General features: G+C 64.4%; 22 protein-coding genes. 13 read left to right on the plus strand and 9 right to left on the minus strand.

Features of this window, described 5'->3' with window-relative positions; all coding sequences use genetic code 11:
- Positions 1-39: 39 nt before the first annotated feature.
- The 3 genes from AC0KWY_RS16285 to AC0KWY_RS16295 all read right to left on the minus strand — a co-directional run bounded on the left by AC0KWY_RS16285 (position 40) and on the right by AC0KWY_RS16295 (position 4,178).
- Positions 40-2,373 (minus strand): penicillin-binding protein 1A, encoded by a 2,334-nt coding sequence (locus tag AC0KWY_RS16285; RefSeq protein WP_474026520.1) that lies wholly within the window; start codon positions 2,371-2,373, stop codon positions 40-42.
- A 185-nt stretch (positions 2,374-2,558) separates the two neighbouring features.
- Entirely contained in the window at positions 2,559-3,617 is a 1,059-nt protein-coding gene (locus AC0KWY_RS16290; protein WP_474026521.1) for a PDDEXK nuclease domain-containing protein, read from the minus strand.
- A gap of 84 nt (positions 3,618-3,701) precedes the next feature.
- Complete coding sequence (locus AC0KWY_RS16295; protein WP_474026522.1) at positions 3,702-4,178, minus strand: DUF6933 domain-containing protein; 477 nt, start codon at positions 4,176-4,178, stop codon at positions 3,702-3,704.
- A gap of 758 nt (positions 4,179-4,936) precedes the next feature.
- On the opposite strand from AC0KWY_RS16295, the gene AC0KWY_RS16300 reads away from it, so the two are divergent.
- The 3 genes from AC0KWY_RS16300 to AC0KWY_RS16310 are packed head-to-tail and all read left to right on the plus strand — an operon-like array spanning position 4,937 to position 6,297.
- Entirely contained in the window at positions 4,937-5,338 is a 402-nt protein-coding gene (locus AC0KWY_RS16300; protein ID WP_474026523.1) for a hypothetical protein, read from the plus strand.
- A gap of 3 nt (positions 5,339-5,341) precedes the next feature.
- Positions 5,342-5,983 (plus strand): hypothetical protein, encoded by a 642-nt coding sequence (locus AC0KWY_RS16305; protein WP_474026524.1) that lies wholly within the window; start codon positions 5,342-5,344, stop codon positions 5,981-5,983.
- Positions 5,980-6,297: a nucleotidyltransferase domain-containing protein gene (locus AC0KWY_RS16310; RefSeq protein WP_474026525.1), complete on the plus strand. Its 318-nt coding sequence runs from the start codon at positions 5,980-5,982 to the stop codon at positions 6,295-6,297. Before AC0KWY_RS16305 ends, AC0KWY_RS16310 begins: the two co-directional genes overlap by 4 nt.
- Positions 6,298-6,472: 175 nt before the next feature.
- Here the strand turns inward: AC0KWY_RS16310 and AC0KWY_RS16315 are convergent, their stop codons facing one another.
- Genes AC0KWY_RS16315 through AC0KWY_RS16325 form a run of 3 tightly spaced genes read right to left on the minus strand, consistent with a single transcriptional unit; the run spans position 6,473 to position 9,415 of the window.
- Positions 6,473-7,492: a tyrosine-type recombinase/integrase gene (locus AC0KWY_RS16315; protein WP_474026526.1), complete on the minus strand. Its 1,020-nt coding sequence runs from the start codon at positions 7,490-7,492 to the stop codon at positions 6,473-6,475.
- Entirely contained in the window at positions 7,485-8,459 is a 975-nt protein-coding gene (locus tag AC0KWY_RS16320; RefSeq protein WP_474026527.1) for a tyrosine-type recombinase/integrase, read from the minus strand. The genes AC0KWY_RS16315 and AC0KWY_RS16320 overlap by 8 nt, the downstream gene beginning before the upstream one ends.
- On the minus strand, positions 8,456-9,415 hold the full coding sequence (locus AC0KWY_RS16325; RefSeq protein ID WP_474026342.1) for a site-specific integrase: 960 nt from the start codon (positions 9,413-9,415) through the stop codon (positions 8,456-8,458). Before AC0KWY_RS16325 ends, AC0KWY_RS16320 begins: the two co-directional genes overlap by 4 nt.
- 489 nt (positions 9,416-9,904) lie before the next feature.
- Here AC0KWY_RS16325 and AC0KWY_RS16330 point away from each other — a divergent pair, with 489 nt between their 5' ends.
- The 10 genes from AC0KWY_RS16330 (at position 9,905) to AC0KWY_RS16375 (ending at position 20,352) form a co-directional block, all read left to right on the plus strand.
- Positions 9,905-10,171: an ArsR/SmtB family transcription factor gene (locus AC0KWY_RS16330; RefSeq protein WP_474026528.1), complete on the plus strand. Its 267-nt coding sequence runs from the start codon at positions 9,905-9,907 to the stop codon at positions 10,169-10,171.
- Complete coding sequence (gene aas / locus AC0KWY_RS16335) at positions 10,171-12,312, plus strand: bifunctional acyl-ACP--phospholipid O-acyltransferase/long-chain-fatty-acid--ACP ligase (RefSeq protein WP_474026529.1); 2,142 nt, start codon at positions 10,171-10,173, stop codon at positions 12,310-12,312. The genes AC0KWY_RS16330 and aas overlap by 1 nt, the downstream gene beginning before the upstream one ends.
- Complete coding sequence (locus AC0KWY_RS16340) at positions 12,312-13,544, plus strand: amidohydrolase family protein (protein WP_474026530.1); 1,233 nt, start codon at positions 12,312-12,314, stop codon at positions 13,542-13,544. Before aas ends, AC0KWY_RS16340 begins: the two co-directional genes overlap by 1 nt.
- A complete protein-coding gene (locus AC0KWY_RS16345; RefSeq protein ID WP_474026531.1) occupies positions 13,541-15,421 on the plus strand; it encodes an MFS transporter in 1,881 nt (626 codons plus the stop codon). The genes AC0KWY_RS16340 and AC0KWY_RS16345 overlap by 4 nt, the downstream gene beginning before the upstream one ends.
- A gap of 460 nt (positions 15,422-15,881) precedes the next feature.
- Positions 15,882-16,220 carry a hypothetical protein gene (locus AC0KWY_RS16350; protein WP_474026532.1) on the plus strand — a complete coding sequence of 113 codons (339 nt, stop codon included), beginning with the start codon at positions 15,882-15,884 and terminating at the stop codon, positions 16,218-16,220.
- A 10-nt stretch (positions 16,221-16,230) separates the two neighbouring features.
- Positions 16,231-17,103 carry a 4-hydroxybenzoate octaprenyltransferase gene (ubiA, locus tag AC0KWY_RS16355; RefSeq protein ID WP_474026533.1) on the plus strand — a complete coding sequence of 291 codons (873 nt, stop codon included), beginning with the start codon at positions 16,231-16,233 and terminating at the stop codon, positions 17,101-17,103.
- 8 nt (positions 17,104-17,111) lie between these two features.
- Positions 17,112-17,960 (plus strand): flagellar brake protein, encoded by an 849-nt coding sequence (locus AC0KWY_RS16360; protein ID WP_474026534.1) that lies wholly within the window; start codon positions 17,112-17,114, stop codon positions 17,958-17,960.
- Positions 17,961-17,981: 21 nt separating this feature from the next.
- A complete protein-coding gene (ubiD, locus tag AC0KWY_RS16365) occupies positions 17,982-19,457 on the plus strand; it encodes a 4-hydroxy-3-polyprenylbenzoate decarboxylase (protein WP_474026535.1) in 1,476 nt (491 codons plus the stop codon).
- Complete coding sequence (locus AC0KWY_RS16370) at positions 19,454-19,951, plus strand: GNAT family N-acetyltransferase (RefSeq protein WP_474026536.1); 498 nt, start codon at positions 19,454-19,456, stop codon at positions 19,949-19,951. Before ubiD ends, AC0KWY_RS16370 begins: the two co-directional genes overlap by 4 nt.
- A complete protein-coding gene (locus AC0KWY_RS16375) occupies positions 19,948-20,352 on the plus strand; it encodes a DUF4870 family protein (protein WP_474026537.1) in 405 nt (134 codons plus the stop codon). The genes AC0KWY_RS16370 and AC0KWY_RS16375 overlap by 4 nt, the downstream gene beginning before the upstream one ends.
- A gap of 13 nt (positions 20,353-20,365) precedes the next feature.
- On the opposite strand, the gene AC0KWY_RS16380 is transcribed toward AC0KWY_RS16375, so the two are convergent.
- The 3 genes from AC0KWY_RS16380 to AC0KWY_RS16390 all read right to left on the minus strand — a co-directional run bounded on the left by AC0KWY_RS16380 (position 20,366) and on the right by AC0KWY_RS16390 (position 24,614).
- Positions 20,366-21,061, minus strand: coding sequence for a hypothetical protein (locus AC0KWY_RS16380; RefSeq protein ID WP_474026538.1), 696 nt, complete (start codon positions 21,059-21,061; stop codon positions 20,366-20,368).
- The gene (gene dacB / locus AC0KWY_RS16385) at positions 21,058-22,467 is read right to left on the minus strand and encodes a D-alanyl-D-alanine carboxypeptidase/D-alanyl-D-alanine endopeptidase (RefSeq protein ID WP_474026539.1); all 1,410 of its coding nucleotides are present in this window, start codon (positions 22,465-22,467) and stop codon (positions 21,058-21,060) included. Before dacB ends, AC0KWY_RS16380 begins: the two co-directional genes overlap by 4 nt.
- A 62-nt stretch (positions 22,468-22,529) precedes the next feature.
- On the minus strand, positions 22,530-24,614 hold the full coding sequence (locus AC0KWY_RS16390; RefSeq protein ID WP_474026540.1) for a methyl-accepting chemotaxis protein: 2,085 nt from the start codon (positions 24,612-24,614) through the stop codon (positions 22,530-22,532).
- Positions 24,615-24,632: the final 18 nt, after the last annotated feature.

Consider the following 24,632-nt stretch of genomic DNA (forward strand, 5'->3'; position numbering starts at 1 on the left):
CCGGCCCGGGGCGCAAACTCCGCGCCGCGGCCGGTGCGATCACTCGCCGAACAGCTTACGCATCGCGTCCAGGATGCTGTCGATGGGCGAGACTTCGACGTCCAGCGCCTTGACCCCGGCGTCGCCGGCAAACTCGTCGTACACCCAGTCGCCATCGACGTAGGAGACGCCCGGCGGCGCCGTCCGCTCGGTGATGGGCTTGCCGGCCAGCGCCTGGCGCATGTAGTCGGCCCAGATCGGCAGCGCCAGCGTGGCGCCGAATTCCCGGGCGCCGAGCGATTTCGGCTGGTCGTAACCCATCCACGCCACCGCCACCACCTTGGCGGCGTAGCCGGCAAACCAGCCGTCGACCGCGTCGCTGGTGGTGCCGGTCTTGCCGGCCAAGTCGCTGCGCCCCAGGCGCTGGCTGGCGGCGGCGCCGGTGCCGCTGCTCACCACTTCGCGCAGCATGCTGTCGATGATGAAGGCGTTGCGCGGATCGATCACCGGCTGCCTCTCTTCCTTCGACGGCGCCGGGGCTTCCCACAGCACCTGGCCGCGGGCGTCGGTGATCTTCTCGATCAGGCGCGGGCTGACCGTGTGGCCGCCGTTGGCAAACACCGCATAGGCCTGGGCCATCTGCAGCGGCGTCACCGAACCGCTGCCCAGCGTCAGCGTCAGGTTGTCCGGGTGTTTGGCGGCGTCGAAACCGAAGTGCGTCAGGTAGTCGCGCGCATACTGCGGCGTGATCGCCTGCAGCAGGCGCACGGCGACCACGTTCTTCGAGCGGGCCAGCGCCCGGCGCAGCGTCAGCGTGCCGTCGTAGCCGTCGTCGTTGCGCGGCTCCCACGGCTGGCCGTCGGCGCCGCCGGGCAGCGAGAGTGGCGCATCGTTCATCAGCGTGGCCGGCGAGAAGCCTTTTTCCAGCGCCGCCGAATAGACGAAAGGCTTGATCGTCAACCCCGGCTGGCGCCAGGCGCTGGTGACGTGGTTGAACTGCTTGCGGTAGAAATCGAAGCCGCCGACCAGCGCCCGGTAGGAACCGTCCTCGGCGTCGAGGGCGACGAAGGCCGCTTCCACCTCCGGCATCTGGGCGATCGCCCAGTGGCCCTTGCTGTCCTGGCTGACGCGGATCACCGAACCGACGCGGATACGCTCTGCCAGTGAAGCTTTCGGCTGCAGCGCGCGGGCGGCGAAGCGCAGGCCGTTGCCGGTGATCTCCAGCGTGTCGCCGAAGGCCGGTTCGGCGCGCACGCGCTTGGCCGAGACTTCGGTGACGACGGCGGCGATCAGCTTGTCGCTGCCGGGATGCTTGGCCAGCGCCTGGTCGATCGCTTCCTCGCGCTCGTCGGCGTCGGCTGGCAGCTCGACGAAACCTTCCGGGCCGCGGTAGCCGTGACGCTGGTCGTAAGCCAGCACGTTGCGCCGCAGCGATTCGTAGGCGGCGTTCTGCCCGGCCTTGTCGAGCGTGGTGTAGACATTGAAACCCTGGGTGTAGGCGGCGCCCTGGTAGCGCGCAAAAAGCTCCTGGCGCACCAGTTCGGCGACGTGGTCGGCGTGTGCCTCGAACTGCAGGCTCTGGCTGACCGCCAGCGGCTGGGCGACGGCCTCGGCGAACTGCGCCTGGGTGATCTTCTCCAGTTGCAGCATGCGCTTCAGCACCAGCTCCTGGCGCGCCTTGGCGCGCGCCGGATTGACTGCCGGGTTGTGCTTGGCCGGGTTCTGCGGAATGCCGGCGAGCATCGCCGCCTCGGCCAGCGTCAGCTCGGGCAGGCGCTTGCGGAAGTAGGTGCGGGCGGCGCTGGAAAAACCGTAGGAGCGCTGGCCGAGGTAAATCTGGTTCATGTACAGCTCAAGGATCTGGTCCTTGCTCAAGGCCGATTCGATGCGGTAGGACAGCATCACCTCGGTCAGCTTGCGGCGCAGGGTCTTCTCCGGCGTCAGGAAGAAGTTGCGCGCCACCTGCATGGTGATCGTCAACGCGCCCTGGCGCATGCCGCCGGTCAGCCCCGCCGCCACCGCTCGCGCCACGCCGTGGTAATCGACCCCGCCGTGTTCGTAGAAACGCGCATCTTCAATCGCCAGCAAGGCGTCCTTCATCAGCGGCGGAATCTCCTGGATCGGCGTGAAGTCGCGGCGCTCCTCGCCGAACTCCCCCAGCAGCGCGCCGTCGGCCGTGTAGATGCGCAAGGGGATCTTCGGCCGGTAATCAGTTACCAGGTCGAGCGACGGCAAACGGGGCAGGATGCTCAGCAGCATGCCGCCGATCAGCACGAACATCGCCAGGAAGCCAACGGCGGCCAGCGCCAGCAAGGTGCGCCGCAAATCGGTGCGGTAATTGGCCTGGGCAAAGGGGAGGGCAAGAAACTTGACGGCGGTCGAGAAGAAATTCACGCGTTGATCCTGATCGAGAAAGCGGCAAAGCAGTCAGCCGAGGGCGCAGTTTAGGACAAGCGGGGCGGGAATGGGATTGGCTGCGTGGTCGTTTTGGGGGGGCATTGACCAAACGCCTTGAGCGCCCGAAGAGCGGACGATGGGGGGCGCATTGCGTCGGAAAATCCCTGGCACAGCGCCCATGCTCATGCCAGCCCTTCTCCAGGAGTGTTCTGTCCAGTATTTTGGGCTTCGTCCAGAATCGCCCGCTCGCGTTCGATCTCGCAGCGCAGCTCTTCTTCACTGGGCAGGATCAGGCGATATTTGCTGGCGAACAGCTGCTCGCTGTCGTGCAGCACCGAGTAGCGCACCACGGAATGATCCTTGTGCTCGCAGAGCAGGATGCCGACGGTGGGGTTGTCATCCGGGCCGCGTTTAAGCTCGTCGTACATGCGGACATACATATCCATCTGCCCGATGTCCTGATGCGTCAGCTCATGGGTTTTCAGGTCGATCAGCACAAAACACTTGAGCAGGTAGTTGTAGAACACCAGATCAATGTAGAAATCCTTGCTTTCGGTGCTGATGCGTTGCTGGCGGGCGACAAAGGCAAAGCCCTTGCCCAGTTCGAGCAGGAAAGCCTGCAACTTATCCATCAACGCCTGTTCCAGCGTCGATTCCAGCAGCCTGCCGCTGCCCGGGAAGCCGAGGAATTCGAGCATCACCGGGTCGCGGATGAATTCGCGCGGCGCTTGTTTCAGGGCTTGCAGCTTGGCATCGGCTTCGGCTACCAGCGCCGGCTTGTCGTCGCTCAGCAGCAGGCGTTCGTAATACAAGGTGCCGATCTGGCGTTCCAGTGCGCGGGAACTCCAGTTTTGCGTGACGGCTTCGTTCATGTACCACTGCCGGGCATCCGCGCTCTCGACGCGTAATAGCGTGCGGTAGTGGGTCCAGCTCAATTCGTGACGCAGTGCGTCACAGATCGGGAAGGCCTGATAAAACAGCCGCATGTAACGCAAATTCGAGGCATCGAAGCCTTTGCCGAATTCGCGGGTCAGGTTTTCCGCCAGACTGGACAGCAGCTTTTTGCCGTAGGCGGCACGATGCTCGCCGCCCTGTTCGAATTCGACGATATGCCGGCCGATTTCCCAGCAGGTCTGCACCTGCACCGTGTCCACCGCCCGCAGGGCGCGCCGGCGGCCCTGTGCGATCAACTCGCGCAGCGCGGCGAGCAGGGGTTGCGGCAGGCTGGGTTGATCGCTCATGCGGGTCTCCTTTACGTCAGCGTGACCTGGCCGTTCATCAGCAGAGGGAGGTGCCAGTCACGGAGTCTTCCGGGTTCTGCATTTTCATCGCAGCACCAGTTCCTTCAGCGCCTTGTCCGGGAAGACTGCCCCCTTGTAGAGCGGACCGCAGGGTGTTTTCGATAGTTTGAGCGAGAGCGCCAGGAGATCGTCGCGGTCAGTTTGGCTTTCGATCTGGTAGGCGAACTGGTTCATGATGCCGAGCACGCTGCGGTTGCTGGTTTTTGCGTGGCTGACTTCCTGCATCAGTGCCATTTCGGTTTCAATGAATATTTCGGCGATCCCATGTGCGGCGAGGATTTGCGCGAGTTGCAGGGGAAAGCGGTCAGTTAGCGTTGCCGCCGGGGCCAGTGGTAGCAGGACGGGGAGCAGGGTTTGTTCGTTGACCAGCAGGGCAAGTTGCGGGCGGGAGAACAATGCCGTGGCGTACCAGTTGCCCAATTGCGTCGTGCTCGCGTCGGCAGTGGGCGGTGTGGGCTTGGTGCGGTCAAGCAGTTTCTTGGTGCAGTGAAGATAGTACATGGCGTGGTTGCGGTGTTCGCCAGGACTCCAGTCTAGCCGAGTTGTCGCGGGGATGAAGCACTTCTTGTCCGCAGCTTAAATCGAGATAGAGGCTCCTTGTATTCCGGTGTCCGCTGTTGAGTCTCGCAAACCTAGGTCATCACGCTTTTGCACTTTAAGTTGAGATTTTTCCGGTTCTCCGCAACTCAACTTGAGCCTCGGTTTGTTTAGCCACCCTGTACTCGCCTCAAACATTGGGGATTTCGTCGGATGCATAGCTGATTAACCAGCTTCCGCTGATCGGCCAAAGCAGACCTTGATCTTCTGGCCTGAATCGGACGGCAATGCGCTGGTCACTTGCCGTTCAGCCGCAAAATCGCAAATCACTGTTTTCGACTGTGGCGTAGGACGGCACCCTACCTTAGTCACTGCCAGCATTGCTCGAATAGAATGTCAGCAATGCCAGATGGGAAAGGAAATCGAGATGGCTTGCTCCAGGGGGGCTGCTTCCCCAGACGCACATACGCAGCGTTCAACTATTTGCCGCCTCAGCCGGCTATTGTCAGAACCCTAGTTGCTTAAAAGAGCTTTTTGTCGATGCAGCGGGTGAATCCGTCCACGTTGCCGAGATGGCTCATGTATTTGCTGCAAACGATGGCGGGCCCAGAGGCAACCCAAATCTCAGCGTGGAGGAACGAGGGGCCTTCGAGAATTTGGTAGTGCTCTGCGCAAACTGTCACACGATGGTGGATAAGGCACCAGATGCGTTCCCAGACACGATGATGCTCGAATGGAAGCGCGAACACGCGAATAAGCTTCAAGGACTGTTCGGTGCTGTGAAGTTTGGAGACCGCGCTGATGCTCGCCAAGTCGTGGAACCTCTCCTTGCCCAGAACCTTGTTATCTTTCAACAGTATGGACCACACATTGAAGCCGCTCGTAATCCGGAGAGCGGCGCCGCTGAGCGATGGAAGCGGAAAATGATTTCGTGCATTCTGCCCAACAACCGGCGACTACTCGCGGTTCTCGATGCTAACCGCCATCTACTTAACGACAATGAGAAATCAACGTTGGAGTTATTTCGTCAGCATGTTGATGACCTCGAGGCCTTCCACATTGAGGACAACAGACAGGATGCATCTCGCTTCCCTGAAGACTTGTCTACGATTCTGGAGAACTGACGTATGGGCACCGTATCCGATTGGGTGGTGAATAAGCTTGCTACAGAGGAGCGCGTAAAGGTCGTAGATCGAACTCCGGAGGATTTCTTGGTCGTTAGGGCAAAGGACGAATACACGTTCTTGGTCGCTGTGCTGGGCGTCAAGAACGTGATTCAACTCTCGGATGCACAGGCTCTCTTTTCAGGTGCTACCAAGCCCGACTTGGTGGTAAACGTCCCCTCAGCGACATTATGGAGTGGAGAAGCCATTGACTTCATTCATAACGTTCCTGCCGCATTTGGCACGCTGGGTGACATAGCCCGTGCAGCAGATACAAAAGCTGCCAATCTCTTTCGCGACAAGAACATGGGGTTCTTCATAAACGCCATGGAGCAGCACAAGAATGTGGCATCGGTCTCATACGTCTACGACAGTGTTTTTGCGGTCCGCAGTAGAAATGGCACAAGCGTCACCGTAGCGGTCATCGATACATACAACATGAGCGCCGAAGACGTACGCAATGCCAGAGCTCGCATCGGCAACTTTGATGTCGTAGTAAAGTCATCAAGCTACGGCTCGATAACCGACCAGGCGAAGACAGCCGCTGAATCGATAGGTGCACAGGCTCTTACGTTTAGTGCGCTCATGCAGCATCTAGCCAAATGATTCGTACCAGAGTCGTTGCAAGCCTTAAGCAGCTCGCTGTTTCACTTGGGGCAGCAACTCACGGAACCGAATGGCATCTGTTTGGCTCAGTCAATCGTGACAAGCTTGACGCAGCGGACATCGATTTGATGATTCTCTGTAACAGCGACGCTCAGGCTGATGCTCTTCGGAAGGCAATTGACCCAGACTCACTTATGTTGCCGCTTCATCTGGCTCTTTTGACCTTTGACGAGGCTGCGGCGATCAATGCAATCAAACTACAACAGAGCACCGCCATCTTCCGATGCCCTCCTACGACGACGAGAGGTCATTGAACGCCATTAGCCGCTGACCGGCCGGTCAGCGGTAACTTGCAGCCTGATTCCAGCCTGCAATCCAAGGTCAGCTTTGGCCGATTATGCAGAGCCCCCGATTATGTGGAGCTTCGAGTTGGATCACTCGCCAACCGCTGGATGGCAGCGGCAGGCGCGAATTCCGATCTCCACATAATCAAAGCGTTTTCAGGAAGTCGGTCAACGAGTCAGGTGCACGGTAGCGGCAGATTTTTGCTTTGGGTTCCTGCAGCCGAGCCAGAGCGCGTTCCTTCATCGCCAGATCAGCCTCGACGTATTGGTGGGTTGTTTCCGGGCTTTCATGGCCGAGCCAAAGTGCGATCACACTCATGTTGACGCCGGCCTGCAATAGATGCATGGCCGTCGTGTGGCGAATGGAATGAGGCGAGATGTGCCGCTTTGCCAAGTTGGGGAGAGTTTCAGCGGTGGCTTGTACCGCCAGCGCCAAACGCTTCGCTACGTTGGATCGTGACATCGCTTGGCCATCGCGATTGGGCAGCAGCGCTGACGCTGCATCGAACTGCGGATTCACTTTCAGCCAGGCCCGGATTGATTTGATGGTCGAGCGCCACAGTGGAACGCTGCGCTGCTTGCGGCCCTTGCCATGCAGATGAACGCAAGCCGCGCCCGCCTCGAGCACCACATCGCCGACCTTGACCGCGGTGATTTCCGAAACGCGTGCGCCGACGTTGTAGAGCAGCAGGAACAGCAGCTGATCGCGTTGGCCGGTCCAGGTTCCGTCCGACGTGCCGATCACCGCCAGCATTTCCTCGCGAGACAGGTAGCCGAACATCGGTCGCTCGAAGCGTTTCACGGGAACGCCGAGGGCGCGTTCAATCACTTGCAACGACGACACGTCCCGGTGGGCGGCGAATTTCAGAAACGACCGCAGCGCCGCCAGACGGGCATTGCGGCTACGCACGGAATTGTGTCGTTGGCATTCCAGATGATCGAGGAAGGCCATGATCAGATCCGGCGTGATGTCGGCCAGCGCCATCGTGGTCGGCGTCTTGCCGAGACGGGACTCGGCAAACCCAAGAAACAGCATGAAGGCATCGCGGTAGGCAGCGATCGTTTGCGGGCTCAACGCCCGGTGCTGCGTCAGATGCTCGGTGAAGTAGGTTTGGACGAGCGCGGCAAATGACGGCGGCGATTTTTGGGGCTTGGCCTTACTCATCGCCGTCTCCCGGGAAATCGACGAAGTGCTCGAACTTGCCGCCGGCCAGCGCCATCAATTCGGGAACGGCCGTCAGATACCAGTAGGTGTAGAAGATCTCGGCGTGGCCCAGGTAGGTTGACAGCGCCAGCATCATCTGATCGATATCGGTTCCCTCGGCATGCCAGCGCATCAGGCGCCGGACGGCAAAGGTGTGGCGCAGGTCATGAAGCCGTGGCGCTTCATGCGCCCCGCGATTGACCCAGCCGAGGCTGTCCCGCAAGGCATTGAAGACCCGGTGGGCCTGCCGGTCGCCGAGCGGCTGCCCCAGCCGCCGGCCACGGCTGCTGATCAGGAACGGGGTGTCGCCGGTGCTCGGAACATGCCGGGTGCGTTGCCACCGGTAGTGCGCCAATGCCTCGACCGTGCTCGGGTGCAGCGGCAATTGCCGGGACTTTGCGAACTTGGTTTGCCGGATGGTCAGCATCCCGCGTTTGAGATCGACATCGGCGTCGCGCAGGTGAAGGGCCTCGGAGACCCGCAGTCCGGTCGAAGCCATCAGTCCGAACAACGTCTCGAAGGCCATCGGGCGCAAACTGCCGCGAGGCCCGAGCTGGCGAGCCGCCGCCAGCAATTCGACGATCTCGTCCTCGCGGTAAATGTGGGGCGCAACCCGTCCCGGCTCCGGACCGAAGATCAACTCATCCGGCACCTCGGTATCGGGCTCGAACTGTTTCAGGTAGCGGGCAAAGGGCCGCAGCAACGCCAAGCGATGCGCCCAGGTGCCTGGTGTTCCCCGGTTTCCTTTGTCGCGCCGTGCCCAATCCGCCATGAGATCGACGGTCAGTGGCCCTCGGTGATGTTGACCGGCGACGTAGCGGGCGAAACTTGCCAGGAGCGTGTCCCGCGAGTGCAACTCGAAGCCCAGGCGACGGCGCTCGGCAAGGTAGTCGTTGATTCTCGCCTGCAGGCTGATGCGCCGGCTCATGATCCGCTCCCCGGCCAGGGCAGCGGCACGGCGGACAGCTTCGGCGTGTCGAGCTTGGCGTAGATCAGCGTCGTGCTCAGTGAACGGTGGCGCAGGACATCGGCCACTTCCTTGAGCGAGCTGCCGCTCTCCACCAGGCGACATGCCAGGGTATGGCGCAGGGCATGCGAGCGGGAATGGGTAAGGCCGATGCGGTGGTAGGCACGGCGAATTACGTTCCGAATGGCATTCGGAGTGATGGGTTGATCGTACGGCGCCCCGTGCCGGACGAAGACGGCCGGATTGACTGCGGTGGGTCGCTCGTGTTGCAGGTAGTCGACCAAGGCTTGGCCGGTCTCCATCGGCAAGGGCAGGATGTCCTGCCGCAGCGACTTCGTGCCGCGCAGCGTCACCGTGCCGGCATGCCAGTCAATGTCGGCCAACATGAGATGCGCGATTTCGCAGGAGCGCAGCCCCATGTCCAGGGCGCAACGGACGATGGCATAGCCCCGCTTCGGCCAACGACGATCGGCGGTGAACGAGTTCAGCAGGCGCTCGACTTCGTCCGGCTTGAGGGCGCGTGGCAAGGACGCCAGCTTCCAGTGAACCGGGTTCGTGATGACAGCTGTCAGTCTGCCGACCGGGTCGCCGCAGGTGGTCCGATATCGGAAGTAACTTCGAAGCGCCGCCGCCAACCGCGATGCGTTGGAGGCAGTTCGATGGGCGTCGAGTTGGCTGGCGAGGAATCGGCGAACATCGTCGGGCTGTAGCTTGGCCATATCGACGGCACCTTCCTCGAACTGTTGCCGCAGCAGCCAGCCTGCGACGCGAATCAAATCGACACGCGTTGCCGCCGCCAGCCCTCGTACATTGCGTAGGTGTTCGTCGTAGCGGCGCAACTCCTCGGAAATTTGTTCCGACTGCGCAGCGGATTGGCGGGCGCTTGGCGCCGCTGGTGACAGAGTGACTTGGTTCATAACGGCCTCCTGAAGTGGAATTACCACTTCAGACGACCGCGAAAATTATGTTGACCTCTCAGCGATATCAGTCGCCGCCAAGCCCCAAATGGCGCCGCTTTCGCGGCTTCACTCTCTGGCAAGTCCACATAATCGGGGGCTCTGCATAATCGGCCTTATGTAGAGTTCTACATAAGGCCGATATCCAGCCTAAGAGAGTGCCATTCTTGATTGGATTCTAGTCGGCTGGAAAGGTGGGACTTCTCAAACGTGTTCGCAAAACTCAAGTTCCCAGATTTACGTGATTCTGAGGCTCTCAGCTGCTGAGAACCCTTGGAAACCATTGTGACGCCGATGTTTGCTATCTCGACCTAAGCTGCGAAAGTCTCAACTTAAGCTGCGGACGAGAGCACTTCTCGAAATTCCCCTTGACTCCATCATGTCGATATAACTAAACTTATCGACATGAAAACCGACTACAGCCAAACCATTCCCCCCCAGTGGGCCGTCATGTCCAAGATTTTCGTTGCCCTGGGCGACGAGCATCGGCAGCGCATCCTGCTGCTGTTCGAGCCGGGTGAGCGGCTCAATGTCGGGCAGATTGCCGATGTGTCGACGCTGGCGCGGTTGACCGTTTCGCATCACCTGAAGGTCTTGCATGAGGCCGGGGTGCTGGCTTCGGAGAAGATCGGCAAGGAGGTGTGGTTCTGGATCGACCGCCAGGCGCTGGAAACCACTTTCACCAACGTGCTCGATTACCTCCGGGAGTCCACCTGATGCGTGCCTTGTTGCGTCCTTTCCTGCGGCTGCTGGTCGGCCTGCTGTTTCGCGTTGACGTGCGCTTCCGGCAGTCCGATTTCTCGCAGCGCAAGCTGTTGATCGTCGCCAACCACGAGTCCTTCCTCGATGGCCTGCTGCTCGGCCTGTTTCTGCCGCTCGATCCGGTTTTCGTCGTGCATACCGGCGTCGCCAACAATTTCTGGTTCCGCCTGCTGCTGTCGCAGGTCGATTACCTGGCGGTCGATCCGACCAGCCCGATGGCGATGAAGAAGGTGATCCGGTTGATCGAATCTGGGCGGCCGGTGGTCATTTTCCCGGAAGGGCGGATCACCCGCACCGGTTCGCTGATGAAGGTCTACGACGGCCCCGCCTTCGTCGCCGCCAAGACCGGCGCGACGGTGATCCCGGTGCGCGTCGATGGCGCCTCGCGCTCCTACTTCTCGCGCCTGTCGGGCAGTTACCCGAAGGTGATGTTCCCGAAAATTTGCCTGACCGTGCTGCCGGAAGCGCATTTCCCGATGCCCGAGGCGCCCACCGCCAAGCAGCGCCGGCGCAAGTCCGGCGAGCAGATGCGCAAGCTGATGCAGGAGATGATCTTCGCTTCGCGCCCGAACCAGACGCTGTACGGCGCGCTGTGCGACGCGGCCCGGGTGTACGGGCGCGGCCGGCGCTTGCTGGAGGATGTGAAGCAGATCGAGTATTCGTACAACGACCTGTTGAAGATGGCGCTGATTCTTGGCCGGCAGATCGAGCGCGTGTCGCGGCCGGGCGAGAAGGTCGGCCTGCTGCTGCCCAACCTGGTGCCGACCATCGGCCTGATCTTCGGCCTTACCGCCCGGAAGCGCGTGCCGGCGATGCTCAACTACACCGCCGGTACCGACGCCATGCAGGCCGCCTGCACCGCCGCCGAGGTGAAGACGGTGGTCACTTCGCGCGCCTTCGTCGAGCAGGCCAAGCTCGGCGACAAGCTGGCCGGATTGCAGGGCGTCGAATTGCTCTATCTTGAGGACATCCGCGAGCGCATCGGCCTCGCCGACAAGCTGTGGCTGGTGCTGTGGGCGATCCGTTTCCCGCACGCCTTCGAACTGCACGCTTCGCCGGAGGATGCGGCGGTGGTGCTGTTCACCTCGGGCTCCGAAGGCAAGCCGAAGGGCGTCGTGCTGCCGCACCGGGCGATCCTCGCCAACATCGCGCAGATTCGCGCGGTGATCGACTTCTCGGTCGACGACAAGGTGCTGAACGCGCTGCCCATCTTCCACAGCTTCGGCCTCACCGCCGGCGCGCTGCTGCCGGTGCTGACCGGCGCCAACCTCTTCCTCTACCCGTCGCCGCTGCATTACCGGGTGATCCCGGAAGTCGCCTACGACCGCAACTGCACCGTGCTCTTCGGTACCTCGACCTTCCTCGGCAACTACGCCAAGTTCGCCCATCCCTACGATTTCTATCGCCTGCGCTACGTCGTCGCCGGCGCCGAAAAACTGTCGGAAGCGGTGCGCAGCCAGTGGTTCGAAAAGTTCGGCGTGCGCATCTTCGAAGGTTACGGCGCCACTGAAACCGCGCCGGTGCTGGCGGTTAACACGCCGATGGCTTACCGGACCGGCACCGTCGGCAACCTGCTGCCGGGCATCGAGCACAAGCTGGTGCCGGTGCCGGGCATCGTCAACGGCGGCATCCTGCACGTGCGTGGCCCCAATGTGATGGCCGGCTACCTCAAGGCCGAACAGCCGGGCGTGCTGCAGCCGCCGGTTTCCGATGCCGGCGACGGCTGGTACGACACCGGCGACGTGGTCGACATCGACGACGAGGGCTTCGTCAGGATCGTCGGCCGGGTCAAGCGCTTTGCCAAGATCGCCGGCGAGATGGTCAGCCTGGAAGTGGTCGAGAAACTCGCCGTCGCCACTGCGCCGGACAAGCCGCACGCGGTGTCGAGCCAGCCCGACGAGAGCAAGGGCGAGGCGCTGGTGCTGTTCACCACCGACCCGGCGCTGAGTCGCGACATGCTGGCCGGCAAGGCGCGCGAACTCGGCCTGCCGGAACTGGCGGTGCCGCGCAAGATCCTGGTGGTCGAGGCGCTGCCGCTGCTCGGCACCGGCAAGATCGATTACGTGACGCTGAAACAGATGGCGGAGGCCGCCTGATGCAATTCAATCCACAACGCCGCCGTTGGCTCGGCCTGCTGGCGGCCGGCGGTGCCCTGGTCGCCGCCGGTGCCAGCCTGGCCAAACCGGTGGTGGTCAATCCCTGTCGCGCGGCGATTCCCGTCCGCCTGCTCGACAGTCCCTGGCTGAAGCAGGCCTGGGCCGGCATCGATCCGGCCGGGCTGTGGGACTGCCACGTCCATCTCGCCGGGCTGGGCGACGGCGGCAGCGGCATCGAGGTCGGGCCGCAACTGTCCTCGCCTTTGCACCCGCTGCACTACGCGCAGCGCTTGTTCTACATGAACGCCGGTTGCGCCCACGATGCGCCGGGTGCCGTCGATGCCGCCTACACGGCGCGCCTGCTCAACCTGTGCGAGGCGATGCCGGAAGGCTTCAAGGTCATGCTCTTCGCCTTCGAACGTTTCCACGACGCGGCCGGCCAGGCGCACCCGGAACATTCGGCCTTCTACGTGCCGAACGCCTGGGCGGCGAAGCTGGCGCAGGAATTCCCGGCCCGCTTCGAGTGGGTGGCGTCGCTGCATCCCTACCACGCGACGGCAGTCGACGACCTGCGCCAGGCAATTGCCGGCGGCGCCCGCGCCGTCAAGTGGCTGCCGGCAGCGCAGGGCATGGACCCGGCGGACGCGAAGTGTGATGCCTTCTACCGCGTACTGGCCGAGTCCGGCACGCCGCTGATCGTCCATTGCGGCGAGGAGCAGGCGGTGCGAGGCAGCGACACGCAGGTCTTCGGCAACCCGCTGCGTCTGCGCCGGGCGCTCGATCTCGGCGTCAAGGTCGTGGTCGCCCATTGCGCGACGATGGGCCGCGATCTCGACGACGACGGCAGCGTGCGCCCCAGTTTCGACCTCTTCCTCAAGGCGATGGCCGAGCCGCGCGCCAAGGACTTGCTGTACGGCGACATCTCGGCGATCGCGCTGCGCAATCGCCAGCCGGCGGTGATCCGTACCCTGCTCGAACGCGGCGATCTGCACGAGCGTCTGCTGCACGGTTCCGACTACCCGCTGCCCGGCATCCTGCCGCTGATTTCGGCGTTGACGCTGGCCCGCGCCGGGCTGCTGCCGAAAGCCGCCGTCGCCGATCTCGACGCGCTGCGCGAGCACAATCCGCTACTCTTCGATTTCGTCCTCAAGCGCCTGCTCAACTGGCAGGGACATTCCTTCTCGCCGGCGGTCTTCAATACCCGCCGCATCTTTTCGGGCCAGCCCTCATGAGCGGACAATTCGGACTCCTCAAGGAAAAACGTTTCGGGCCGCTGTTCGGCACCCAGTTCCTCGGCGCCTTCAACGACAACCTGTACAAGAATGCGCTGGTCGTGCTGCTGACTTTTCAGGCGGCGCAATGGACCACGCTCGCGCCGGAACTCCTGGGTAACCTGGCGGCCGGCATCTTCATCCTGCCCTTCTTCCTCTTTTCGGCAACCGCCGGGCAACTGGCAGACAAGTACGACAAGGCGACGCTGGCGCGTTTTTCCAAGTTGCTGGAAATCCTCATCATGGGCATCGCCGCCGTCGGTTTCGCGCTGCACAGCCTGGTCTGGCTGCTCGCCGCGCTGTTCCTGCTCGGCCTGCAATCGACGCAGTTCGGGCCGGTCAAGTACGCGATCCTGCCGCAGCACCTGCACGACGACGAGCTGGTCGGCGGCAACGCGCTGATCGAGGCCGGTACCTTCGTCGCCATCCTGGTCGGCACCCTGGCCGGTGGCCTGCTCGCCGGCAGCGTCGCCCAGCCGATGTGGATCGCCGTCGGCGGGCTGGCGGTCGCCGTGCTCGGCTATTTCTACAGCCGCGGCATCCCGGAGGCGCCGCCGCCGGCGCCGGAACTGCGGATCAACTGGAATCCGCTGAGCGAGACCTGGCGCAGCATCAACTTCGCCCGCGGCAACCGCAGCGTCTTCCTCTCCATCCTCGGCGCCTCCTGGTTCTGGCTCTACGGCGCGCTGTTCCTGGCCCAGTTCCCGGCCTACACGAAGAACGTGCTGGGCGGCGGCGAGACGATGGTGACGCTGCTGCTCGCCATCTTCACCGTCGGCATCGGCGTCGGCTCGCTGCTCTGCGAGCGGATGTCCGGCAAGCACGTCGAGATCGGCCTGGTGCCCTTCGGCTCGATCGGCCTGACGCTGTTCGGCATCGACCTCTACTTCGCCTCGCCGGTCGGCCTGGTCGGTACCACGGCGCACGAGCTGACCGCCTTGCTCAGTCTGCCGGCGGTCTGGCGCGTGCTGTTCGACCTCCTGATGTTGGGCATGTTCGGCGGCTTCTTCATCGTCCCGCTGTACGCGCTGGTGCAGTCGCGCAGCGAGCCGGCGCATCGCGCGCGGATCATTGCCGCCAACAACATCCTCAACGCGCTGTTCATGGTCGTCGGCGCGCTCGGCGCGGCGGCGGCGCTCGGCGCCGGGTTGTCGATTCCGGCGCTGTTCGGCATCGCGGCGCTGCTCAACGCGGCCGTGGCGGTGTACATCTACGGCCTGGTGCCGGAATTCCTGCTCCGCTTCGTTGCCTGGCTGCTGGTCAAGGCGGTCTATCGGCTGCGCAGCGAGGGCGTCGAGCACATTCCGCTGGACGGCCCGGCGCTGCTCGTCGCCAACCACGTCAGCTTCGCCGACGCGGTGATCCTGATGGGGGCGTCGCCGCGGCCGATCCGCTTCGTCATGGATCACCGCATCTTCCGCACGCCGCTACTCGGCTTCGTCTTCCGCCATTGCGGAGCGATCCCGATTGCCCCGGCCAAGGAAGACCCGGCGCTGATGGAGAAGGCCTTCGCCGAGGTCTCGAATGCGCTGGCCAATGGCGAACTGGTCGGCATCTTCCCGGAAGGTGGGATTACCGCCGACGGCGAATTGCAGCCTTTCCGGCCGGGCGCCGCCCGCATCCTCGCCGCCAACCCGGTGCCGGTGGTGCCGATGGCGCTGTCCGGGCTGTGGGGCAGCTTCTTCTCGCGCATCGACGGGGTGGCGATGAAGACGCCGTTCCGGCGCGGCATGTTCTCGGCCATCGGGCTCAAGGTCGGGGCGCCGCTGGATGCCGCGGCGGCGACGCCGGAGCGACTGTTCGAAAGCGTGCTGGCGCTCCGGGGCGAGCGCCGTTGAGCGGTTAGAATAGGCGCTTTTCATGTCGTGGATTTGAAGATGAGTGTTTCTCCGTCGATTCCCGCCGACTCCCTGGCGGGATTGGCCGATGCCGATTTGCAGCGCCAGGCGGCGCGCATGGCGCAGGATGTGTTTGCCGGCGTTTTCCGGCAGGCGGTGAGTAGCGACGACGCCGACGACACGGCGCGTCTTGCCGATCTCGGCAGCCGCTGCAGCAACTGGTGCCGGGCCGCCGGCAGCGACGACGGGCGCGCCCTGCGCCTGGCCCTGCTGATCAGCGGCCTCGACCAGTGGGGCCTGGCCTACAGCCAGGCCTTCCAGTTCGACGGCGATCCCGGCGCTGACGGCGCTGGTCGGCGCCCTGCGCAGCGCCCTCGACGCCCAGGTCGACGCCCGTTTCCAGCGCTTTTTCGCGCAACTCGACGGCGACGAGGCGGCGGCGATCGACTTCAAGATCGAATTGCGGCGTGCCATCCACCTCGCCTTGTGGCACGCCATGGCGGCCTGCGAGACCGGCGAACAGGCGGCAAACATCGTCCGCCCGCTGGGTGGCCTGATGCTGGCGCTCGACCAGCGCATGCCGGAACTCGGCTGGCGCCTGCTCGCCGATGCGCTGGCCAGCATCCAGATCCGCCTGCTGCAGGACAATTCGGCATCGATGGTGGCACAGGAAGCGACGCAGAGCCTGTTCGCCGCGCTGCGCCAGGCGCTGCCGGCCGAGCGTTTCCAGGCCATCCTGGCGCATTCCGGGCAGGCAGTGATCGCCTGGCAGCGCGCGCAGCGGCCGGCGGTCCATTGAGGAGCAGGGCATGAACTGGCAGGCTTTGCGCGAGCGGCTCGATCTCTACGAAAAGCTGATGCGGCTGGACAAGCCGATCGGCACCCTGCTGCTGCTCTGGCCGACCTTCTGGGCGCTGTGGCTATCCGCCGACGGGCGGCCGGACTGGATCGTCGTCTGGGTCTTCGCCCTCGGTACCTTGCTGATGCGTTCCGCCGGCTGCGTCATCAACGACTACGCCGACCGCGATTTCGACAAGCATGTCGAGCGCACCCGGGAAAGGCCGCTGACCGCCGGCCGGGTCAGCACGCGCGAAGCGCTGGCGCTGTTCGCCGCGCTCTGCCTGGCGAGTTTCGCGCTGGTCGTCGCGCTCGACCGGCCGCTGGTGATCTGGCTGTCGATTCCCGCCGTCTTCCTGGCCGCCAGCTATCCCTTCACCAAGCGCTTCTTCGCCATCCCGCAGGCTTACCTCGGCATCGCCTTCGGTTTCGGCATCCCGATGGGCTACGCCGCGCAACTCGCGACGGTGCCGGCGGAGGCCTGGTGGATGCTGCTCGCCAACATCTTCTGGGCGGTCGCCTACGACACCGAATACGCGATGGTCGACCGCAACGACGACCTGAAGATCGGCATCAAGACCTCGGCGATCACCTTCGGCCGCTATGACGTCGCCGCCGTCATGACCTGCTATGCGGCGACCCTGGCCATCCTCGCCGCCATCGGCGTGCAGCGCGCTCTGGCCTGGCCCTACTACTTGGGGCTGGCGCTGGCCGCAGGTATGATGCTCAGGCATTTCTTCTGGATTCGCGCTCGGGAACGGATGCCCTGCTTCAGGGCCTTCCTCGACAACAACCGGGTAGGGGCCGCGATTTTCGCGGGGCTGGTCGCCAGTTACTGGGTATGAGGTAAGGCATGGCAGTGAGTGAGGGGAATTTTGCCCGGGTCGGGCTGGGCGACATCGTCGTCGGCCAGCCGTTACGCTGGAATCTCTACAACGAGAGCCGCGAGCAGATTCGCCGTCAGGGCGAGATTTTCGATTCGCTGGAGGCGATCGACGCGCTGGTTTCCCCCGGCGTTTACCGGCTGCTGTCGAATGCCGAGAAGCAGTCGCGCGATGTCGCCTTCGACACCTCGCGCATCCGCGTCGGCGACGCAATCCAGCTCGAAGTTTCGCCGGAGCAGCCGCGTTACGTCGTCTTCCTGATCGGCTACCAGAAGAACAAGGGAATCATCGTCACCCCGCCGGAAAGCGCCGGCGGCCTGATGATGCTGCGCGACGGACAATCCTTCGTCGGCCGCTTCTTCTCCGGGCAGCGCGCCTTCGCCTTCTCGACGACGCTGGTCAAGCAAACCTCGGTGCCGTTCCCGCACATGCACCTGGCCTACCCGCGCGACCTGCGCGTCCAGGAAGTGCGCAAGAGCCCGCGCATCGACGTGCAGATGATCGCCGCCATCGAGTTCGTCGACCGCGAGGCGCCGCAGGCCTCGGGCAAGATCTGCAACCTCAGCGCCACCGGCGCCGCGTTGCGCACCAAGCACCGACTGGCGCCGATCGGCGAGAAGGTCCGCCTCAAGTTCAAGCTCGCCATCCAGGGGCTGGAAACCTACCTCTCGGTGCTCTGCGAAATCCGCTCGCTGGCCGACAACCGCGACGATCCGGCGATGCCGGTGCTGTGGGGCCTGAGTTTCGTCGAGCCCGACAGCCACGCCCATTTCGCGCTGTCGGCCTATGTTTACGGCATGCTGCTCGGCGAAGTGTGACCCCCGGGCGACGGAGTCTTCTTGAAATACCATGACTTGCGCGACTTCCTGTCGCAACTGGAAAAGACCGGCGAACTGAAGCGCATCGCCGTGCCGGTCGACACCCATCTGGAAATGACCGAGATTGGCGACCGCGTGCTGCGCGCCGGCGGCCCGGCGCTGCTTTTCGAAAAGCCCCATACCCGGGGGCGCCAGCACGAGATGCCAGTGCTCACTAACCTGTTCGGCACGCCGCGCCGGGTGGCGCTGGGCATGGGTGAGGAATCGGTGCAGGCGCTGCGCGAGGTCGGCAAGCTGCTCGCCTACCTGAAGGAGCCGGAACCGCCGAAAGGCCTGAAGGACGCCTGGGACAAGCTGCCGGTGCTGAAGCAGGTGCTCAACATGGCGCCCAAGAAGATCAGCAACGCGCCCTGCCAGGAAGTCGTCTGGGAGGGCAAGGATGTCGATCTGTCGCGTCTGCCGATTCAGCATTGCTGGCCGGGCGACGTCGCGCCGCTGATCACCTGGGGCCTGGTCGTCACCAAGGGGCCGCACAAGGCGCGGCAGAACCTCGGCATCTATCGCCAGCAGGTGCTCGGGCCGAACAAGGTGATCATGCGCTGGCTGGCGCATCGCGGCGGCGCGCTCGATTTCCGCGACCACCAGCAGGCCAACCCGGGCCAGCCTTTCCCGCTGGCGGTGGTGTTGGGCTGCGATCCGGCGACCATCCTCGGCGCGGTGACGCCGGTGCCGGACAGCCTCTCCGAATACCAGTTCGCCGGCCTGCTGCGCGGCGGCAAGACCGAGCTGACGCAGTGCCTGGGCTCCGGTTTGCAAGTGCCCGCTTCCGCCGAAATCGTTCTGGAAGGCCATATCCATCCCGGCGAGAAGGCGCTCGAAGGGCCCTACGGTGACCACACCGGTTACTACAACGAGCAGGCGGATTTCCCGGTGTTCACCATCGACCGCATCACCATGCGCCGGAACCCGATCTACCACAGCACCTACACCGGCAAGCCGCCCGACGAGCCGGCAGTGTTGGGCGTCGCGCTCAACGAAGTCTTCGTGCCGCTGTTGCAGAAGCAGTACCCGGAGATCGTCGATTTCTACCTGCCGCCGGAGGGCTGTTCGTACCGGATGGCCATCGTCAGCATCAGGAAGGCTTACCCCGGCCACGCCAAGCGCATCATGTTCGGCATCTGGAGCTTCCTGCGCCAGTTCATGTACACCAAGACGATCGTCGTGGTGGACGACGACATCGACATCCGCGACTGGAAGGAAGTGATCTGGGCGATGACCACGCGCTTCGACGCGGTGCGCGATACAACGCTGGTCGACAACACGCCGATCGACTATCTCGACTTCGCCAGCCCGGTCGCCGGCCTCGGCTCGAAGATGGGGATCGACGCGACCAACAAGTGGCCGGGCGAAACCAACCGCGAATGGGGGCGGCCGATCGTCATGGACACCGACGTCAAGCAACGCATCGACAACCTCTGGGGGAGCCTCGGCCTATGAGCCTGCGCGTCATCGATCTCGACCTCAACGACGCCGCCCACGCCGCGGCTTTGCTCGACCTGCTCGACCACTATGCGCAGGACCCGATGGGCGGCGGCAACGGCCTCAAGCCGGCAGTGAAGGCAACGCTGGTCGACGGCCTGCAGGGCGTGCCTTTCTTCCACGGCGGGTTGGCGTTGGCCGGCGACGAAGCGGTCGGCCTGATCAACTGTTTCGCCGGCTTTTCGACCTTCGCCGCCAAGCCGCTGCTCAACATCCACGACATCGTCGTCCGCCGCGAGCGCCGCCGCCAGGGCATCGGCCAGGCGCTGCTGGCCTGGGCTGAAGCCAAGGCGCGCGCGCTCGGCTGCTGCAAGCTGACGCTGGAAGTGCTGTCGAACAACCACAAGGCGATGGCCTCCTACCAGCTCGCCGGTTTCGCGCCTTACGTGCTCGACCCGGCCGCCGGCCAGGCGCTGTTCCTGCAGAAGATGCTGGCCGAGGAGAAGCCATGAACCCACCGATCGAATCCGGCCCCGGCGGCGTCCGTCCGTCGCTGGTCAATGTCACCCACCTGATCTACGGCCTGCACGCGATCGCCGTACTGATCGGGGTCACTTCGTCGGCGACCATCGTTGGCGGTTTCGTCTTCGGGTTGCCGTCGTTGCTCGCCGTCTTCCTCAACTACTGGATGCGCAGCGAAGTCCGCGGCACCTGGCTGGAGAGCCATTTCCGCTGGCAGATCCGGACCTTCTGGTTCACCGTGCTGTGGCTCGGTGTCTATGGCTTGTTCGTGATCACCATCATCGGCATCCCGATCGCCTTCCTGCTCATCCTCGGCCTCGGTTTCTGGGTCGCCTACCGCGTCATTCGCGGCTGGCTGGCGCTCAACGCCGGCGAGACGATCAACGCCTGATTCAAGCGTGCGGTCAGCGCTGCCGCCGCCAGCTTTCCAGCATCGCCAGCGACTGCCCGTAGCTGTGACTGAGTTGCGCGTCGTCGTAGCGATGAGCGCTGCCCACCGGGCAGGCCAGGCGCGCCAGGCAACTGCGCGCGCAGGGCGAGCCGGGGCGCAGGCGTTCGTCGCCGCAGGCGGCGAGCCGGAAGGGCTCGCCAGCAGCACCGGCCGGGCAGGCGGCCAGGCAGGGGCGACCGGCGCAGTCGATGCAGGGATTGGCGCCGCCGGCGCTGCCGCCGGGCAGGAAATCGCTGTCGGCGACGATGGCGGCGCGGTAGGCGTGCCAGCTCCCCCAGACGGCATCGACGCCGACCATGAAGGGCGAGGCGTGATGCCAGCCGGCCAGGCTGCCGAGCGACTGCAGGCCAATCGCGACACTGCCGGGATAGACGGTGCGGTAGCGGCAAGCCGCGCAATGCCCGGCAAAGAAGCGATCGACCGTCGCCACCGTATAGTCGTCGATCGGGTGATCGCCGCCGATGCCGGCGGCCTGCACGCATTCCCAGAGGCGTCGGCCGGCGTGGCCGAGCAGGATCAGTTGCCGTTCGCCGGGAGCGATCGCCAGCGGGGCGAGCAGTTCGTCGGGCAGGGTGGCGAGGTCGAAGACGTAGTGCCGGTTGAGGCCGGCGGCGTCGAGCCAGGCCGCCGGCAGCGCGGGGCGGCTCATTGCCGGGCGGCGATCCAGTCGAGCAGGGCGTCGATCGCGGCGCCGCCTTCCTGGGCCTGCGCGTCGTTGATCAGGAAGGTCAGCGCGTAGCGCCGGCCGGCGGCGTCGAGGGCGTAGCCGGCGGCGCTGCGCACGCCGTCGAGGGTGCCGGTCTTGATGTGGGCGCGGCCGGCTACCGGGCTGCCGTTGAGACGCTTCTTCATCGTCCCGTCGACGCCGGCCAGCGGCAGGCTGGCGATGAACTCCGGCATCAGCGGGTTGCGCCAGGCATCGAGCAGAAGCTGGTTGAGCTGGCCGGCGCTGATCCGCTCCTGGCGCGACAGGCCGGAGCCGTTGTCGAGCACCAGTCCGGGGAAGTCGAGGCCGCGCGTGGTCAGCCAGGCGGCGATGCGCCGCCGCGCCTGTTCGGCAGTGGCCGCGCCGCCGTCGTTGCCGAGGCTGAGGAAGACCTGGCGGGCCATCACATTGTTGCTGTACTTGTTGATGTCGCGGACGAGGTCGGCGAGCGGTGGCGATTCCTGGTGGGCGAGCGGAATCGCCCCGGCCGGGGTGCGGCCGTTGCGGACGTGGCCGTCGAGGCGGCCGCCGAGTTCCCGCCACAGCGCGCGCAACAGGCCGTCGGCGTGGGCGTCGGCGGAAAGCGGGGCGAGATTGAGCGCGCGTTCGCCGCAGCGGTTGGCATAGCTGCCGCGCACTTCGAGGCGGTGCCCGCCGGCTTGCGGCTTGACGCTGAGCTGGATGCGGTCGCGCCAGTCGCCGGGGCAGGGGCCGTTGCTGGTGCGCAGGCCGTTGTCGACGATCAGGTCGGCGCTCGGCGATTCGAGCAGGATGCGCGGCCGGGCGACGTCGGGTTGCAGGGTGAAGCGCAGCGCCTGGAAGTCGAGCAGCAGCGCGTCGGGGCCGACGTTGTAGGCGCGCTGCGGCTTGTTGTCGAAGGCGGCGGGGTCGAATTCGACCGGCGCGAAGGCGCTGCGGTCGAGGACGATGTCGCCGGCGATGCGGTTGATGCCGCGCACGCGCAACTGGCGCAACAGGAACCAGAGCTGGTCGCTGCTCAGTTTGGGGTCGCCGCTGCCGCGCAGGTAGAGGTTGCCGGCAAGGACGCCGGCCGTCGGTTCGCGTTCGACCAGGGCGTCGGTCTGCCAGACGTAGGCCGGGCCGAGCAGGTCGAGCGCGGCGTAGGTGGTGACCAGCTTCATCACCGACGCCGGGTTCATCGGCGTCTCGGCGTTGTGGGCGAGCAGCGGGGCGGCGGCGTCGAGCGGCTGGACGATGACGGCGACGCCGCTGTCGCGGATGCCGGCTGCCTGCAGTGCCTGGGCGACGCCCGGCGGTAGCTGGGCGCTGGCGGCGGGGGCAAGCAGTAGCAGGGTGAGGGCAAACAGCGTTTGCAGGATGCGTGGCATCGCTATTCCGGAAAGAGAATCGGGGTCCGTCGAGCCCCCGATTTTACGCCGCCAGCAAGGATTCAGCGCCGGTGAAATTCGAAATCGGCGATCAGTTTCGCCAGGGTCTGCGAGGTCTGCATCAGTTCGCCGGCAGCCTGGCTGGCCTGGCGGGCGGCGCTGGTGTTCTGCTCGATCAGGTCGGTGATCTGCTGCATGCTGACCGCTACTTCCTCGCTGGCAACCCCCTGCTGGCGGGCGGCGTCGGAAATCTGCCCGGCCATCTGCGAAACCTGGCTCGACGAATGGGTGATTTCCTCGAGGCCGGCGACGCTGTCGCGCAGCTTGCCGATGCCGTTTTCCACTTCTTGCGAGGCGACATCCATGCTGGCGACGGCCCGCGCGGTCACCGACTGGATTTCGCCGACCGTCTTGTTGATGTCGGCGGTCGAACTGGTGGTGCGTTCGGCGAGCTTGCGCACTTCGTCGGCGACGACCGCGAAGCCGCGGCCCTGTTCGCCGGCCCGGGCGGCTTCGATGGCGGCGTTGAGGGCGAGCAGGTTGGTCTGGTTGGCAATCTCGGCGATGACGCCGGTGATGTCGCCGATCTTGGCGATCGACTGGTTGAGCTGGTCGATGATCCGGTTGGAGGCGGTCACCGCATCGACCACCCGCGACGTTGCCGCCATGCTCTGGCTGATGTTGGCGTTGCTCTCGTTGACCCGTTGTTGCGACTGGCTGGCGGCGCTGGCGGTATCCTGGGCGTTGGCGGCAACTTCCTGGACCGACTGGCTGAATTCCTCGGTCGCCGCGGCAACCCCCTCGACGCTGGCCTGTTGCTGTTCCGATTGCACCGAGACCTGGCGCATCTGGTTTTCCAGCAGCCGGCAGCGGGTGTCGATGGCCAGCGACGCGCTGTTGATTTCGTCGAGCATCGCCTTCAGTGTGTTCTGCATGATGCCCAGGTTGCACAGCAGGAGGCCGGGCTCGTCGCGACCGTCGATGTCGATCTCGTCGGTCAGCTTGCCTTCGGCGATCCGGTCGAACAGGTGGATCGCCTTGCGGATCGGGCCGACGACGCTGCGGACCAGCAGCGAGCCGCCGATCAGCGTCAGCAGGACGGCGCCCAGCAGGAGGCCGATGCTGAAGTTGCGTACCCAGTAGTAATGCTCCAGCGCGGATTCGTAGCGGGCGTTGGCGGCGCTGGCGATTTCCTGGATCAGGGCGTTGCCTTCCCGTTGCATCTCGGCGTAAAGCGGATTGACGCTGCGCAGCAGGGTGATGTTGGTGTCCATGAACTGCCCTTGCTTGAGCTGCTCGCGGGCGAGATTGATGCCTTCCTTGGAGTAGCGCTCGCGGACTTCGCCGAATTTCTGTAGTAGCGCCGTTTCCTTGTCGCTGAGCTTGATGCCTTGCAGTTGTTCGAGCAGGCCGTTGATCTCCTGGCGATTCTTCAGGGTTGCCTCGATGTGGTTGTCGAGCGGGTGGTCGTGCAGTTTTGCGAACGGGCTGCCCGGGTCGTGCTGCAGGGCGAGCATGATCTGCGAGCGATTGTCGGAGAGCAGGAACATCATGCGGTTGACCAGGTTCGACGGCACCAGGTTGTCGCGATACATCGCGTTCAGTTGTTCATCGGTGCTTTTCAGGTTGGACAGGCCGACCAGGCCGATGGTCAGCATCAGGGCGACCAGCCCGCCCATCGCCAGCCAGATGCGGCTGCGCAGGGAAAGCGACTTGCGCCCGCTGGCCGGCAGCGGGCCTTTCTGACCGGCCGCCCGGTAGGCGGCATCGGCGCCTGCCCGCTTGTCGGCCGGTGCCGGCGAGCGTATCGACAGGTAGCCGCTCGGCTGGCCATCCTTCTTGATCGGCACGACGAAGGCCTCGACCCAGTAGTAATCGCCGTTCTTGCAACGGTTCTTGACCAGGCCGCGCCAGGGCAATCCGGCCTTGACCGTCTTCCACAAGTCGGCGAAGGCCGCTTCCGGCATGTCCGGGTGGCGGACGATGTTGTGGTTCTGACCGAGCAACTCCTCGCGGCTGAAGCCGCTGACTTCGACAAAGGTGTCGTTGACGAAGGTGATGCTGCCCTTGAGGTCGGTCCGGGAGACAATGAAAGTGTTGCTCGGGAGGCGGATTTCGTTCTGGGTGACAGGCTGGTTGTTTTTCATTGCTATTCCTGGAGCTGC

This window comes from Azonexus sp. MM2026_4 (assembly GCF_055901855.1).